This is a genomic window from Marinomonas sp. GJ51-14, assembly GCF_055808695.1.
This window is the reverse complement of sequence record NZ_CM147879.1, coordinates 2713156-2731943: the sequence shown is the minus strand read 5'-3', so window position 1 is coordinate 2731943 and position 18788 is coordinate 2713156. Positions and strand designations below refer to the sequence as shown.

The window sequence follows — 18788 nt, the reverse complement described above, 5'->3', positions numbered from 1 at the left end:
AATTTCAGACATAAAAAAGCCGAGCTAGAAATTCCAGCTCGGCTTTTTAATCGGTGCTATTTACTAGCCATCAATATTGATACTGTACTCTTGATCATTGTAGATAACTTTAATGCTATCAAGTGAACTCACAGTACCATCTCCATTTGAATCAAATGATGATGTTTCATCAATGAAATTAGCAACATCGTCTCCTTCATCACCGGCATTTTCTTTGACTTTGACACTACCGTCTTTGACTTCAACATGTTCATTTAAGAACGCCATAATGTCATCTGCATCAGCATCTTTGCTTGGGCTTCCTTCAATTCCAACCAACAAGTCGGTTAGATCGAGAATGTCTTCAGCTGCATTAAAGTCAGTTATAGTATCAATATTAATTTGATCTGTGACTTCATTTAGAATGAAGATATCACTACCGTCCGCTCCAATTAAAATGTCAGATACGTCATCATCTCCACCAAACAGAACATCATCACCCAGATCACCAACAAGAGTATCTAAGCCATCAGTTCCTTCTAAATAACTGTCAGTGACGATAATATCATCTACCCCTGAGTCATCGACTTTATTTGTAACAGTACTTGTTATTTCTAAGTCAGGTAATTCAATTTCACTTAAAATCTTCAAATCATCAATAGATGTCTGACCTGCTGCAATATCAATACTATAATTACCATCGTCATTAGCAGTAAGTAACTCTCCGCCTAAGGTAAGAGAAGCTGTTAATGGTATTCCTGTTAAAGTTAAAATAGAAGATTCGGTACTGTTATCTATACTAACCGAAACATTGTAAGCAAAAGCTTCAGAGTTATAGTTATAACTACTAAAAGCACTTGCATCTCCTTTAACAACACCATCATTCAGCATAATATTTTCGAAATTAGTAATGTTATCTTTGATCCCATCTTTATTATTAGAATAATCATCCATCGTGTAGAAGGCTAAGTAGATAGAATCATTTCCATCTCCTCCATTAACCGTCCCATACAATCTATGATCTACAATCAAAATATCATCATCACTACCAAGATCAATTGCTGCCTCAGCCCAAACTTGACTCTTAACATGAACCAAATCACTACCAGTACCAGTATCAATACTTCCTGATAATTTGCCTTCTATTATGATGGCATCATCACCACTTCCGCCCTCGATATTTCCCGAGACGTTTCCATGTACTAACACAGTATCATCACCAGATTCTAAATATAAATCGCCTCCAGAATTAATATCTACAGCAATCTCAATAGTGTCATCACCACTACCACCATAAACCTCATCATTTAAATCATTAGCAACATATAGAGAATCATCCCCTTCACCTAACTCGACACTTACTCCTGAATTAATGCTGCCGCCAACTGCTAAACGATCATCACCAGAAGATAAATTAATATCTTCATTTACATTACCACTAACCTCTACTGAGTCATCTCCTGCACCGGCATAGACAATTCCTCCGCTATTAGTATTTCCTTTAACAAGAAGGTTATCATCGCCATTACTCGAGCTATCATCGAGATATAACTTAGCGTTTACATTACCAGTGATAACCACATCGTCATTACCATCGCCAGCTGTTCCACTATTATTCAAGTCTCCGTTGACATAATAAGAACGATTACTCCCTTGAGAGTTAGTTGAATCAGTTAACACTTGAGATTCAAAAGTGCTCTCATGGCCTTTCCATACATTAGTATCTATAACATCAATTGCAGATGTTGAAATAGTAACCGTTGGTAAGATTGCTGATGCAGTCACTTCAATGGAAGCCGTAGCGGTATCATAACCACCTTTGCCATCAGTAATGGTGTAATCAAAAGTTGCTGTACCACTAAAGCCTGCTGTCGCAATAAATACCACACTACCTGCACTATTTAAGTAAGCATAACCATTCTGAGCATTACCAACGCTACTGATTGATAGAGTATCTCCATCTGTATCAATATCATTTGCCAATAAAGTATCAGCACTAATAACGATAGATTGCTCATCCGTCGTCGACAAAGGTGAGCCTTTACTGCTACTTAACATACTTGAATCGAGCGTTACATAAGTATCACCGCCATCAGAACTAATGGTTGGCTGGAAGACATAATCACCACCCTGATCCCACCAAACCATATCAATTGAATAATAACCATCTTCAGCAATCGTAAACTCATCATGAGTCGTTGATTTTGGCGACTGATTATAACTAATGGAAGCCACATCCTGACCGTCAACTAAAATCTGATAGCCGTCATCAGCATTCACTTGGAAGTTATAAGTACCTGCTGCCAAGTAGATGTAACCCTGCAGATGAATACCACCATCTGTATTATTACCTGGGTCAGAACTTAATGAATTCGCATCTTCACCAAGGAACGACTGAAGATTTGTTCCATTCGCAACATCATAATTAGAATCAACAGATGAATAATCAATGCTTGTTGCATTAAAGGTCGCTGTAGGATCGTTATTCTCTACAATTTCAAGGAAGTCAGCCAAACTACCAATTTGACTGTCTGTACCATAGTAACTTCCCACAAGCCCAGCAAACGCAGAGTCCAAAGTACTTGAACTATCATCAACGGCAACTGGAGCAGAGTTAGTTCCCACATTAATAGTTAAGTTAGCGCTAGAAGTACTACCATCGTCGTCCTGGATAACATAAGTAAATGTATCAGTAGCACCATCTGGGATCTTGGAAATGCTGGCAGTTGCCTCATACTTGTAACTACCATCGTTGTTTAAAACTAAATTACCGTATTCTCCAACTACAGTGTAAGAATCAGCATCAGAAATTGAAACAACGCCTCCCTCAACACTTGCTCCAACTACGGTTATTTCACCGTCAAGACTTAACTCATCCGCACCCAAACCGTTATCGTCAAGAACATTGCCTGTTGTTGAAGGTAAGCTATAGCCAGAACCCTCAACTACACGGACAACAAGCTCATAACTGGTTGCTGCATTCTCATAGGTATGAATAGAAGTAATAACTTCACCATCAGAATTACCAACTTCTCTAAAGCCTACAACTTGAAGCGTATAAATTTCACCATCTCGCTCAAACGTAACAGATGTATTCTGAACCGTAACAATATCGCGAGACTCTTCAGCGTCATTAGTATTAGTGGTTTCATTATGGTCAAAATTAACCGTTAAGGTAACTGGAGTACTCACACCTGTATGATCCAATACTGCAAAATCAATATTCATTTCAGCAGCAGTAATAGCACCGCCAGCATAGACAGGGTAATTATAGTGAGTAAAGGTACCTATACTAATATCTTCATTTAGGTCAAAACGACCATCAAGATTACTATCATTATCGATAAAGCCGTAACCAGATTGTAGGTCATTATCAACAGCACGCCCCCAACGTAACTGGTCATTAGCTGAATCATTATCAACTCCACCTAAATCAGATGTACCATCAAAAGCAGTAACATTTTCACCGTTTGAATAATTCTTCCAACTCGCTTCAATACCTGAAACTTGAAACTCTTCGTGCTGAACAATGACACTACCCGTATCATTTTTAGCAACAGGCGCAGAGTCTTCCAAATCAACACTAATATCAAAAGATCGGCCATCCTCAAGAGTAATAGTGACAGTATCTGCAACAGTGTCATTACCTTCATGATCAACCACTGGCGAATCATAAATGTATTGCCCATCAACCAAGCTAATTGTTCCGCCTAACTCAGTCTCAATATGAGTAACACCATCTGGGAATGCAAAATCTTCAGGTAAACCAGTCAGAATTTGCGTCTCTCCTTCAGAAGCACTTAATGTAATATTCTGAGACAAGTCAACAGAGTAAGTAGCCGTCGTTGAAGATGTCACCTTATTACCAGCCTCATCTGAAGAAGTCACATTGACATCGAACTCAGTGCCCGCAGCTAAATCACTACCTGCAACTTCAACTGTCCATTTACCATCTGCATCAACAGTTGTTGAATAATCTTTACCATTGATTGTCATAGTAACAACATCATCAACCGAAACATCACCACCACTCGCGGCTCCCGTGACGCTTACTGTGGAATCCGATTCAGATGCATTAATCACGTTATCAGAAGTGATATCATCAACAGTCACTATGCCTTCATCAGCTACTGCATCTATAAAATAGGCTTCAGTAGTGTCTTCATTAAAAGAGTTTCCAGCATCATCTTCACCCGTTACAGTAGCGGTCAATTTATTAAAATAATTACCGCCACTTACTTCAACCAGCTTAGAACCGAGAACATCAATAGAGTATGTGTATTGACCATTTTCATTCAGCATTTCAGAAACAGTACCTGTACCTACAACAACACCATCAACACTCAAAGTAATAGCATCTCCAGGCTTGGCATCATTTGCAACATATCCTGTAATTGAAATGTAATTGCCCTCTGCAGCTTCTTGAGCATTAATAACACTATCAGAAGAAACCTTATCAATATCAATAAAAGCCCCAGCCTTAACATCAACCGTGTGAGTTGAAGATCCTGTGCTATCGACTTTGTTTCCTGCCGCATCGCTTGACTCAACAACCGCGTCGAACGCGGTGTCTTCTGCTAAGTCTGAGCCCGCCACGTCAACAGACCATTCGCCGTTTTCATCAACGGTTGTTGTGTAAGTCTCGCCGTTGATAACCAGTGTCACGACGTCATTTTCCGCGATGTCGCCACCTGTTGCCGAACCAGATACCGCGATTGTCTCGCCGCTTTCTGTTGCGTTGATCACGTCATCTTCTGTGATCGCATTAACCGTGACCGTGCCTGCTGTTGCTGCTGTATCAACCGTGTGAGTTGAAGATCCTGTGCTATCGACTTTGTTTCCTGCCGCATCGCTTGACTCAACAACCGCGTCGAACGCGGTGTCTTCTGCTAAGTCTGAGCCCGCCACGTCAACAGACCATTCGCCGTTTTCATCAACGGTTGTTGTGTAAGTCTCGCCGTTGATAACCAGTGTCACGACGTCATTTTCCGCGATGTCGCCACCTGTTGCCGAACCAGATACCGCGATTGTCTCGCCGCTTTCTGTTGCGTTGATCACGTCATCTTCTGTGATCGCATTAACCGTGACCGTGCCTGCTGTTGCTGCTGTATCAACCGTGTGAGTTGAAGATCCTGTGCTATCGACTTTGTTTCCTGCCGCATCGCTTGACTCAACAACCGCGTCGAACGCGGTGTCTTCTGCTAAGTCTGAGCCCGCCACGTCAACAGACCATTCGCCGTTTTCATCAACGGTTGTTGTGTAAGTCTCGCCGTTGATAACCAGTGTCACGACGTCATTTTCCGCGATGTCGCCACCTGTTGCCGAACCAGATACCGCGATTGTCTCGCCGCTTTCTGTTGCGTTGATCACGTCATCTTCTGTGATCGCATTAACCGTGACCGTGCCTGCTGTTGCTGCTGTATCAACCGTGTGAGTTGAAGATCCTGTGCTATCGACTTTGTTTCCTGCCGCATCGCTTGACTCAACAACCGCGTCGAACGCGGTGTCTTCTGCTAAGTCTGAGCCCGCCACGTCAACAGACCATTCGCCGTTTTCATCAACGGTTGTTGTGTAAGTCTCGCCGTTGATAACCAGTGTCACGACGTCATTTTCCGCGATGTCGCCACCTGTTGCCGAACCAGATACCGCGATTGTCTCGCCGCTTTCTGTTGCGTTGATCACGTCATCTTCTGTGATCGCATTAACCGTGACCGTGCCTGCTGTTGCTGCTGTATCAACCGTGTGAGTTGAAGATCCTGTGCTATCGACTTTGTTTCCTGCCGCATCGCTTGACTCAACAACCGCGTCGAACGCGGTGTCTTCTGCTAAGTCTGAGCCCGCCACGTCAACAGACCATTCGCCGTTTTCATCAACGGTTGTTGTGTAAGTCTCGCCGTTGATAACCAGTGTCACGACGTCATTTTCCGCGATGTCGCCACCTGTTGCCGAACCAGATACCGCGATTGTCTCGCCGCTTTCTGTTGCGTTGATCACGTCATCTTCTGTGATCGCATTAACCGTGACCGTGCCTGCTGTTGCTGCTGTATCAACCGTGTGAGTTGAAGATCCTGTGCTATCGACTTTGTTTCCTGCCGCATCGCTTGACTCAACAACCGCGTCGAACGCGGTGTCTTCTGCTAAGTCTGAGCCCGCCACGTCAACAGACCATTCGCCGTTTTCATCAACGGTTGTTGTGTAAGTCTCGCCGTTGATAACCAGTGTCACGACGTCATTTTCCGCGATGTCGCCACCTGTTGCCGAACCAGATACCGCGATTGTCTCGCCGCTTTCTGTTGCGTTGATCACGTCATCTTCTGTGATCGCATTAACCGTGACCGTGCCTGCTGTTGCTGCTGTATCAACCGTGTGAGTTGAAGATCCTGTGCTATCGACTTTGTTTCCTGCCGCATCGCTTGACTCAACAACCGCGTCGAACGCGGTGTCTTCTGCTAAGTCTGAGCCCGCCACGTCAACAGACCATTCGCCGTTTTCATCAACGGTTGTTGTGTAAGTCTCGCCGTTGATAACCAGTGTCACGACGTCATTTTCCGCGATGTCGCCACCTGTTGCCGAACCAGATACCGCGATTGTCTCGCCGCTTTCTGTTGCGTTGATCACGTCATCTTCTGTGATCGCATTAACCGTGACCGTGCCTGCTGTTGCTGCTGTATCAACCGTGTGAGTTGAAGATCCTGTGCTATCGACTTTGTTTCCTGCCGCATCGCTTGACTCAACAACCGCGTCGAACGCGGTGTCTTCTGCTAAGTCTGAGCCCGCCACGTCAACAGACCATTCGCCGTTTTCATCAACGGTTGTTGTGTAAGTCTCGCCGTTGATAACCAGTGTCACGACGTCATTTTCCGCGATGTCGCCACCTGTTGCCGAACCAGATACCGCGATTGTCTCGCCGCTTTCTGTTGCGTTGATCACGTCATCTTCTGTGATCGCATTAACCGTGACCGTGCCTGCTGTTGCTGCTGTATCAACCGTGTGAGTTGAAGATCCTGTGCTATCGACTTTGTTTCCTGCCGCATCGCTTGACTCAACAACCGCGTCGAACGCGGTGTCTTCTGCTAAGTCTGAGCCCGCCACGTCAACAGACCATTCGCCGTTTTCATCAACGGTTGTTGTGTAAGTCTCGCCGTTGATAACCAGTGTCACGACGTCATTTTCCGCGATGTCGCCACCTGTTGCCGAACCAGATACCGCGATTGTCTCGCCGCTTTCTGTTGCGTTGATCACGTCATCTTCTGTGATCGCATTAACCGTGACCGTGCCTGCTGTTGCTGCTGTATCAACCGTGTGAGTTGAAGATCCTGTGCTATCGACTTTGTTTCCTGCCGCATCGCTTGACTCAACAACCGCGTCGAACGCGGTGTCTTCTGCTAAGTCTGAGCCCGCCACGTCAACAGACCATTCGCCGTTTTCATCAACGGTTGTTGTGTAAGTCTCGCCGTTGATAACCAGTGTCACGACGTCATTTTCCGCGATGTCGCCACCTGTTGCCGAACCAGATACCGCGATTGTCTCGCCGCTTTCTGTTGCGTTGATCACGTCATCTTCTGTGATCGCATTAACCGTGACCGTGCCTGCTGTTGCTGCTGTATCAACCGTGTGAGTTGAAGATCCTGTGCTATCGACTTTGTTTCCTGCCGCATCGCTTGACTCAACAACCGCGTCGAACGCGGTGTCTTCTGCTAAGTCTGAGCCCGCCACGTCAACAGACCATTCGCCGTTTTCATCAACGGTTGTTGTGTAAGTCTCGCCGTTGATAACCAGTGTCACGACGTCATTTTCCGCGATGTCGCCACCTGTTGCCGAACCAGATACCGCGATTGTCTCGCCGCTTTCTGTTGCGTTGATCACGTCATCTTCTGTGATCGCATTAACCGTGACCGTGCCTGCTGTTGCTGCTGTATCAACCGTGTGAGTTGAAGATCCTGTGCTATCGACTTTGTTTCCTGCCGCATCGCTTGACTCAACAACCGCGTCGAACGCGGTGTCTTCTGCTAAGTCTGAGCCCGCCACGTCAACAGACCATTCGCCGTTTTCATCAACGGTTGTTGTGTAAGTCTCGCCGTTGATAACCAGTGTCACGACGTCATTTTCCGCGATGTCGCCACCTGTTGCCGAACCAGATACCGCGATTGTCTCGCCGCTTTCTGTTGCGTTGATCACGTCATCTTCTGTGATCGCATTAACCGTGACCGTGCCTGCTGTTGCTGCTGTATCAACCGTGTGAGTTGAAGATCCTGTGCTATCGACTTTGTTTCCTGCCGCATCGCTTGACTCAACAACCGCGTCGAACGCGGTGTCTTCTGCTAAGTCTGAGCCCGCCACGTCAACAGACCATTCGCCGTTTTCATCAACGGTTGTTGTGTAAGTCTCGCCGTTGATAACCAGTGTCACGACGTCATTTTCCGCGATGTCGCCACCTGTTGCCGAACCAGATACCGCGATTGTCTCGCCGCTTTCTGTTGCGTTGATCACGTCATCTTCTGTGATCGCATTAACCGTGACCGTGCCTGCTGTTGCTGCTGTATCAACCGTGTGAGTTGAAGATCCTGTGCTATCGACTTTGTTTCCTGCCGCATCGCTTGACTCAACAACCGCGTCGAACGCGGTGTCTTCTGCTAAGTCTGAGCCCGCCACGTCAACAGACCATTCGCCGTTTTCATCAACGGTTGTTGTGTAAGTCTCGCCGTTGATAACCAGTGTCACGACGTCATTTTCCGCGATGTCGCCACCTGTTGCCGAACCAGATACCGCGATTGTCTCGCCGCTTTCTGTTGCGTTGATCACGTCATCTTCTGTGATCGCATTAACCGTGACCGTGCCTGCTGTTGCTGCTGTATCAACCGTGTGAGTTGAAGATCCTGTGCTATCGACTTTGTTTCCTGCCGCATCGCTTGACTCAACAACCGCGTCGAACGCGGTGTCTTCTGCTAAGTCTGAGCCCGCCACGTCAACAGACCATTCGCCGTTTTCATCAACGGTTGTTGTGTAAGTCTCGCCGTTGATAACCAGTGTCACGACGTCATTTTCCGCGATGTCGCCACCTGTTGCCGAACCAGATACCGCGATTGTCTCGCCGCTTTCTGTTGCGTTGATCACGTCATCTTCTGTGATCGCATTAACCGTGACCGTGCCTGCTGTTGCTGCTGTATCAACCGTGTGAGTTGAAGATCCTGTGCTATCGACTTTGTTTCCTGCCGCATCGCTTGACTCAACAACCGCGTCGAACGCGGTGTCTTCTGCTAAGTCTGAGCCCGCCACGTCAACAGACCATTCGCCGTTTTCATCAACGGTTGTTGTGTAAGTCTCGCCGTTGATAACCAGTGTCACGACGTCATTTTCCGCGATGTCGCCACCTGTTGCCGAACCAGATACCGCGATTGTCTCGCCGCTTTCTGTTGCGTTGATCACGTCATCTTCTGTGATCGCATTAACCGTGACCGTGCCTGCTGTTGCTGCTGTATCAACCGTGTGAGTTGAAGATCCTGTGCTATCGACTTTGTTTCCTGCCGCATCGCTTGACTCAACAACCGCGTCGAACGCGGTGTCTTCTGCTAAGTCTGAGCCCGCCACGTCAACAGACCATTCGCCGTTTTCATCAACGGTTGTTGTGTAAGTCTCGCCGTTGATAACCAGTGTCACGACGTCATTTTCCGCGATGTCGCCACCTGTTGCCGAACCAGATACCGCGATTGTCTCGCCGCTTTCTGTTGCGTTGATCACGTCATCTTCTGTGATCGCATTAACCGTGACCGTGCCTGCTGTTGCTGCTGTATCAACCGTGTGAGTTGAAGATCCTGTGCTATCGACTTTGTTTCCTGCCGCATCGCTTGACTCAACAACCGCGTCGAACGCGGTGTCTTCTGCTAAGTCTGAGCCCGCCACGTCAACAGACCATTCGCCGTTTTCATCAACGGTTGTTGTGTAAGTCTCGCCGTTGATAACCAGTGTCACGACGTCATTTTCCGCGATGTCGCCACCTGTTGCCGAACCAGATACCGCGATTGTCTCGCCGCTTTCTGTTGCGTTGATCACGTCATCTTCTGTGATCGCATTAACCGTGACCGTGCCTGCTGTTGCTGCTGTATCAACCGTGTGAGTTGAAGATCCTGTGCTATCGACTTTGTTTCCTGCCGCATCGCTTGACTCAACAACCGCGTCGAACGCGGTGTCTTCTGCTAAGTCTGAGCCCGCCACGTCAACAGACCATTCGCCGTTTTCATCAACGGTTGTTGTGTAAGTCTCGCCGTTGATAACCAGTGTCACGACGTCATTTTCCGCGATGTCGCCACCTGTTGCCGAACCAGATACCGCGATTGTCTCGCCGCTTTCTGTTGCGTTGATCACGTCATCTTCTGTGATCGCATTAACCGTGACCGTGCCTGCTGTTGCTGCTGTATCAACCGTGTGAGTTGAAGATCCTGTGCTATCGACTTTGTTTCCTGCCGCATCGCTTGACTCAACAACCGCGTCGAACGCGGTGTCTTCTGCTAAGTCTGAGCCCGCCACGTCAACAGACCATTCGCCGTTTTCATCAACGGTTGTTGTGTAAGTCTCGCCGTTGATAACCAGTGTCACGACGTCATTTTCCGCGATGTCGCCACCTGTTGCCGAACCAGATACCGCGATTGTCTCGCCGCTTTCTGTTGCGTTGATCACGTCATCTTCTGTGATCGCATTAACCGTGACCGTGCCTGCTGTTGCTGCTGTATCAACCGTGTGAGTTGAAGATCCTGTGCTATCGACTTTGTTTCCTGCCGCATCGCTTGACTCAACAACCGCGTCGAACGCGGTGTCTTCTGCTAAGTCTGAGCCCGCCACGTCAACAGACCATTCGCCGTTTTCATCAACGGTTGTTGTGTAAGTCTCGCCGTTGATAACCAGTGTCACGACGTCATTTTCCGCGATGTCGCCACCTGTTGCCGAACCAGATACCGCGATTGTCTCGCCGCTTTCTGTTGCGTTGATCACGTCATCTTCTGTGATCGCATTAACCGTGACCGTGCCTGCTGTTGCTGCTGTATCAACCGTGTGAGTTGAAGATCCTGTGCTATCGACTTTGTTTCCTGCCGCATCGCTTGACTCAACAACCGCGTCGAACGCGGTGTCTTCTGCTAAGTCTGAGCCCGCCACGTCAACAGACCATTCGCCGTTTTCATCAACGGTTGTTGTGTAAGTCTCGCCGTTGATAACCAGTGTCACGACGTCATTTTCCGCGATGTCGCCACCTGTTGCCGAACCAGATACCGCGATTGTCTCGCCGCTTTCTGTTGCGTTGATCACGTCATCTTCTGTGATCGCATTAACCGTGACCGTGCCTGCTGTTGCTGCTGTATCAACCGTGTGAGTTGAAGATCCTGTGCTATCGACTTTGTTTCCTGCCGCATCGCTTGACTCAACAACCGCGTCGAACGCGGTGTCTTCTGCTAAGTCTGAGCCCGCCACGTCAACAGACCATTCGCCGTTTTCATCAACGGTTGTTGTGTAAGTCTCGCCGTTGATAACCAGTGTCACGACGTCATTTTCCGCGATGTCGCCACCTGTTGCCGAACCAGATACCGCGATTGTCTCGCCGCTTTCTGTTGCGTTGATCACGTCATCTTCTGTGATCGCATTAACCGTGACCGTGCCTGCTGTTGCTGCTGTATCAACCGTGTGAGTTGAAGATCCTGTGCTATCGACTTTGTTTCCTGCCGCATCGCTTGACTCAACAACCGCGTCGAACGCGGTGTCTTCTGCTAAGTCTGAGCCCGCCACGTCAACAGACCATTCGCCGTTTTCATCAACGGTTGTTGTGTAAGTCTCGCCGTTGATAACCAGTGTCACGACGTCATTTTCCGCGATGTCGCCACCTGTTGCCGAACCAGATACCGCGATTGTCTCGCCGCTTTCTGTTGCGTTGATCACGTCATCTTCTGTGATCGCATTAACCGTGACCGTGCCTGCTGTTGCTGCTGTATCAACCGTGTGAGTTGAAGATCCTGTGCTATCGACTTTGTTTCCTGCCGCATCGCTTGACTCAACAACCGCGTCGAACGCGGTGTCTTCTGCTAAGTCTGAGCCCGCCACGTCAACAGACCATTCGCCGTTTTCATCAACGGTTGTTGTGTAAGTCTCGCCGTTGATAACCAGTGTCACGACGTCATTTTCCGCGATGTCGCCACCTGTTGCCGAACCAGATACCGCGATTGTCTCGCCGCTTTCTGTTGCGTTGATCACGTCATCTTCTGTGATCGCATTAACCGTGACCGTGCCTGCTGTTGCTGCTGTATCAACCGTGTGAGTTGAAGATCCTGTGCTATCGACTTTGTTTCCTGCCGCATCGCTTGACTCAACAACCGCGTCGAACGCGGTGTCTTCTGCTAAGTCTGAGCCCGCCACGTCAACAGACCATTCGCCGTTTTCATCAACGGTTGTTGTGTAAGTCTCGCCGTTGATAACCAGTGTCACGACGTCATTTTCCGCGATGTCGCCACCTGTTGCCGAACCAGATACCGCGATTGTCTCGCCGCTTTCTGTTGCGTTGATCACGTCATCTTCTGTGATCGCATTAACCGTGACCGTGCCTGCTGTTGCTGCTGTATCAACCGTGTGAGTTGAAGATCCTGTGCTATCGACTTTGTTTCCTGCCGCATCGCTTGACTCAACAACCGCGTCGAACGCGGTGTCTTCTGCTAAGTCTGAGCCCGCCACGTCAACAGACCATTCGCCGTTTTCATCAACGGTTGTTGTGTAAGTCTCGCCGTTGATAACCAGTGTCACGACGTCATTTTCCGCGATGTCGCCACCTGTTGCCGAACCAGATACCGCGATTGTCTCGCCGCTTTCTGTTGCGTTGATCACGTCATCTTCTGTGATCGCATTAACCGTGACCGTGCCTGCTGTTGCTGCTGTATCAACCGTGTGAGTTGAAGATCCTGTGCTATCGACTTTGTTTCCTGCCGCATCGCTTGACTCAACAACCGCGTCGAACGCGGTGTCTTCTGCTAAGTCTGAGCCCGCCACGTCAACAGACCATTCGCCGTTTTCATCAACGGTTGTTGTGTAAGTCTCGCCGTTGATAACCAGTGTCACGACGTCATTTTCCGCGATGTCGCCACCTGTTGCCGAACCAGATACCGCGATTGTCTCGCCGCTTTCTGTTGCGTTGATCACGTCATCTTCTGTGATCGCATTAACCGTGACCGTGCCTGCTGTTGCTGCTGTATCAACCGTGTGAGTTGAAGATCCTGTGCTATCGACTTTGTTTCCTGCCGCATCGCTTGACTCAACAACCGCGTCGAACGCGGTGTCTTCTGCTAAGTCTGAGCCCGCCACGTCAACAGACCATTCGCCGTTTTCATCAACGGTTGTTGTGTAAGTCTCGCCGTTGATAACCAGTGTCACGACGTCATTTTCCGCGATGTCGCCACCTGTTGCCGAACCAGATACCGCGATTGTCTCGCCGCTTTCTGTTGCGTTGATCACGTCATCTTCTGTGATCGCATTAACCGTGACCGTGCCTGCTGTTGCTGCTGTATCAACCGTGTGAGTTGAAGATCCTGTGCTATCGACTTTGTTTCCTGCCGCATCGCTTGACTCAACAACCGCGTCGAACGCGGTGTCTTCTGCTAAGTCTGAGCCCGCCACGTCAACAGACCATTCGCCGTTTTCATCAACGGTTGTTGTGTAAGTCTCGCCGTTGATAACCAGTGTCACGACGTCATTTTCCGCGATGTCGCCACCTGTTGCCGAACCAGATACCGCGATTGTCTCGCCGCTTTCTGTTGCGTTGATCACGTCATCTTCTGTGATCGCATTAACCGTGACCGTGCCTGCTGTTGCTGCTGTATCAACCGTGTGAGTTGAAGATCCTGTGCTATCGACTTTGTTTCCTGCCGCATCGCTTGACTCAACAACCGCGTCGAACGCGGTGTCTTCTGCTAAGTCTGAGCCCGCCACGTCAACAGACCATTCGCCGTTTTCATCAACGGTTGTTGTGTAAGTCTCGCCGTTGATAACCAGTGTCACGACGTCATTTTCCGCGATGTCGCCACCTGTTGCCGAACCAGATACCGCGATTGTCTCGCCGCTTTCTGTTGCGTTGATCACGTCATCTTCTGTGATCGCATTAACCGTGACCGTGCCTGCTGTTGCTGCTGTATCAACCGTGTGAGTTGAAGATCCTGTGCTATCGACTTTGTTTCCTGCCGCATCGCTTGACTCAACAACCGCGTCGAACGCGGTGTCTTCTGCTAAGTCTGAGCCCGCCACGTCAACAGACCATTCGCCGTTTTCATCAACGGTTGTTGTGTAAGTCTCGCCGTTGATAACCAGTGTCACGACGTCATTTTCCGCGATGTCGCCACCTGTTGCCGAACCAGATACCGCGATTGTCTCGCCGCTTTCTGTTGCGTTGATCACGTCATCTTCTGTGATCGCATTAACCGTGACCGTGCCTGCTGTTGCTGCTGTATCAACCGTGTGAGTTGAAGATCCTGTGCTATCGACTTTGTTTCCTGCCGCATCGCTTGACTCAACAACCGCGTCGAACGCGGTGTCTTCTGCTAAGTCTGAGCCCGCCACGTCAACAGACCATTCGCCGTTTTCATCAACGGTTGTTGTGTAAGTCTCGCCGTTGATAACCAGTGTCACGACGTCATTTTCCGCGATGTCGCCACCTGTTGCCGAACCAGATACCGCGATTGTCTCGCCGCTTTCTGTTGCGTTGATCACGTCATCTTCTGTGATCGCATTAACCGTGACCGTGCCTGCTGTTGCTGCTGTATCAACCGTGTGAGTTGAAGATCCTGTGCTATCGACTTTGTTTCCTGCCGCATCGCTTGACTCAACAACCGCGTCGAACGCGGTGTCTTCTGCTAAGTCTGAGCCCGCCACGTCAACAGACCATTCGCCGTTTTCATCAACGGTTGTTGTGTAAGTCTCGCCGTTGATAACCAGTGTCACGACGTCATTTTCCGCGATGTCGCCACCTGTTGCCGAACCAGATACCGCGATTGTCTCGCCGCTTTCTGTTGCGTTGATCACGTCATCTTCTGTGATCGCATTAACCGTGACCGTGCCTGCTGTTGCTGCTGTATCAACCGTGTGAGTTGAAACAGTTGAGGCTGAAAAAGAATTACCTACAACATCTTCACCTATAACACTTACTGTAAAGGATTGATCGGCAGCTAGATCACTACCGGCCACCTCTGAACTCCATGTACCATCTGACAATACTAATGTTGTATACACAGTACCATTGATTGTCATTGTCACTTTATCACCTGTAGACGCGTCGATGCCTACTCTTCCTGACACAGTGACTGTGCCTTCACTTTCCTCAGCATTAATCACATCATCATTAGTAATTGAATTAACTTGAATTGTCGCTCTCGCAACAGTATCGACACGATACCCCTCTGTCGTTTCTGCCGTCCCTTCTTGACCAATGCTATTTACAACAACAACATTTCCTTCAACTTCTTTATTCTCATCAGCCTCTAAATCAGAACCCGCCACGTCAACAGACCAAGTACCGTCTTCGTTCACTTCCGTTGTATAAGTCACGTTATTTATAACTAGGGTAACCACTCCACTATCAAAATCATCACCAGTAACAGAACCAGTTAACGTAACCACCCCTCCTGCTTCATTGCTATTTACTGTTGCATCAGCAGTCACAAAATCAATATCAAGGTTTACAAGCAATGGACTTTGATCAATTGAATGAGTAGATTCAGTTGTTGTCTCGACAGTATTACCAGCACTATCACTAGATAAAACTGTCACATCAAATGATGTATCAGCAGCTAAATCAGTACCGGCGACATCAACACTCCATAAACCATCATCATTCACGACCGTTTCATATAAAACACCATTGATGGTCATAGTCACTTGGTCACCAGGCTTAACATCACCACCTGTTGCCGTGCCATTTACAGTAATATCACCACTAGCCTCTTCTGCATCGATAATGTCATCACCAGAAATATCATCTACAGTGACAACACCTGCTTCAGCTGCTAAATCAACGTCATAAGTTACAGTCGAAGTACTTTCAACAGTATTTCCATCATTATTACTTGAAGTGATAACCACATCGAATGATGTGTCGGCAGCTAAATCAGAACCCTCAACATCAACGGACCAAGTACCATCTGAAGATACTGTTGTACTGTATGTAACATTATTGATAACTAATACGACAGAGTCGCCTGTAGAAATATCACCACCACTTGCACGACCAGACACAGCAACTGTGCCAGAAGCTTCTTCCGCGTTAATAATGCCATCTGCAGTAATAGAATTAACTGTAACAACGCCAGCAACTGCATCGACATTGGAACCCGATTCACTTGTGGTTCTTGTTAATATTGAGGAACTACTAGAACTCTTACCAGTGTCATAGCCATAGGCAGGCAAAGAACTTGTTGTGTTAATCCCAAAGGTTGCACTAACACTTGAATCAGTTCGTTCAATAGAAACATCGACACGATCTTGGGCTGGTGTCTCATCACCTGCGGCTGGAGCTTCTTGAACAAGAGTCGGGTCATTACCCGCTAAAATTGCAGCCTGTAATGCTTCCACTTCACTAGACGAGTCGGCTACTAGATCTTCTGCATCGCCTGTATTGTAAATTTCGTCTGTCATTTCAACGACGGAGTCAGCACCAATAACTACTTCGGTACCATCAATGAAAGTGATCGTTACACTTCCTAATGAACCAGTAATAACGGTTTCGCCAAAAAAGATTGAATCGCCTAAGTTGACCAATCGCTCTTGACCATCAATAGATTGTACTGTCACTGAACCACTAATTTTAGTGATAACGCCAATGGCTGTACCTGATGTTTCAAATGATGTTTGGCTGTCGCTCATGGTGGATCTCCTAGACGTCTTTAAACAAGACGGAATAATTTATTAGTTGTGTATAAAGTAGAGCAATGCAAGCAACATCTCTATTGTACCTTGGTACAGTCATTGTATTTATTTGTTGCTTAAAAACAGTTCCCTTATCTATCAAGGCTTTCCGTGCCTTAATATTGCTATACACAACTCAAATCTTTATAATTTCCGCCACTTCGACTTTGACTTCAGTCATTCACAGATTTCTGCTTCCAATAATCTGTTTCAACAACCTTTGTCAAAGTCTACTCCTGACTCTCTCATCAAGCCTGTATGGGAACGTCATGCATTTGCCATACTCTGGCGCAATAACCACAAGCTTCTTGTAATAAAAAGCGATGGCTTATTTTTCTTATGAATTCAGAAGGTAATAAATGATCGATTCGATAAAACGAGATTGGTTCTCAAACATAAAGGGCGATTCACTCGCTGGCACCGTTGTTGCGCTTGCTTTAATACCTGAAGCAATTGCCTTTTCTATTATTGCGGGCGTAGATCCGAAAGTGGGTTTATACGCATCTTTCTGTATCGCTGTTATCATCTCGTTTGTTGGTGGTCGCCCTGGGATGATTTCTGCAGCAACCGGCGCAATGGCTTTATTGATGGTGACATTGGTAAAGGATCACGGTTTAGAATACTTATTGGCAGCCAGCTTATTAACTGGTGTTATTCAGATTTTTGCTGGCTATTTAAAACTCGGCTCTTTGATGCGATTTGTCTCGAGGTCCGTCGTAACAGGATTCGTCAACGCCTTAGCCATCCTCATATTTATGGCTCAATTACCAGAGTTAACCGATGTCACTTGGCACGTTTACGCAATGACAGCAGCAGGTCTGGGCATAATTTACCTTTTCCCTTTGATTCCTGTTATTGGTAAAGCGCTCCCTTCTCCATTGGTTTGCATTGTTGTGCTCACTATTTTTGCCATGACTTACGGATTAGATATCCGTACCGTTTCAGATATGGGTGAACTTCCAGACACCTTACCAATATTCTTATGGCCTGATGTTCCATTGACACTAGAAACGCTAATAATTATCTTGCCTTATTCTATTGGTCTTGCACTTGTTGGTTTACTAGAGTCAATGATGACAGCAACTATCGTCGACGAGTTTACTGATACAACCAGTGACAAGAATCGTGAGTGCAAAGGTCAAGGCATTGCAAATATAGGATCAAGCTTATTTGGTGGTATGGCAGGTTGTGCCATGATTGGACAGTCTGTTATTAATGTAAAGTCAGGTGGACGCGGTCGTTTATCCACCTTCATTGCAGGCTTACTACTATTAATCATGGTTGTTTTCCTTGACGACCTTATTGGCCAAATTCCAATGGCAGCACTCGTCGCTGTCATGATCATGGTCTCTATCGGTACTTTCTCTTGGGAATCCATTACTAACCTGAAGAAACATCCTCTATCAACTAATATTGTTATGTTAGCGACCGTTTCTATTGTTGTGGCAACTCACAACCTTGCACTTGGTGTATTTGTTGGTGTGCTATTGGCTGCATTATTCTTCGCCAACAAAATCGGCCGCTTCATGGTAGTCACAAATGATAAAGACAAAAATACCGGACACCGCACTTACAAAGTAATCGGACAAGTCTTTTTTGCGTCATCAGATCAATTTAATGCTTCTTTTGATTTTAAAGAAGCGGTTGAAAAGGTTACGATCGATTTATCTGATGCACACTTCTGGGATATTACATCCGTATCTGCTTTAGATAAGGTTGTGATCAAATTCCGTCGTGAAGGTGCTAAAGTTGAAGTAGTAGGATTGAATGAAGCCAGTGCGACAGTTGTTGACAAGTTTGGTGTTCATAATAATCCAGAAGAAGTTGAAAAAGTGATGGGCGGCCATTAACAACTAAGCCGCGATTCACGTTCTCCCTCTTCTTTTTTA

2 protein-coding genes are annotated in these 18788 nt (G+C 47.2%); one reads left to right on the top strand and one right to left on the bottom strand.

Translation table 11 applies throughout. The features are described from left to right. Nucleotides 1–63: 63 nt before the first annotated feature. On the bottom strand, nucleotides 64–16857 hold the full coding sequence (locus tag AC0L3Y_RS13020) for an Ig-like domain-containing protein (RefSeq protein WP_473464207.1): 16794 nt from the start codon (nucleotides 16855–16857) through the stop codon (nucleotides 64–66). 401 nt (nucleotides 16858–17258) lie between these two features. On the opposite strand from AC0L3Y_RS13020, the gene AC0L3Y_RS13015 reads away from it, so the two are divergent. After that, complete coding sequence (locus tag AC0L3Y_RS13015) at nucleotides 17259–18749, top strand: SulP family inorganic anion transporter (protein WP_473464203.1); 1491 nt, start codon at nucleotides 17259–17261, stop codon at nucleotides 18747–18749. Nucleotides 18750–18788: the final 39 nt, after the last annotated feature.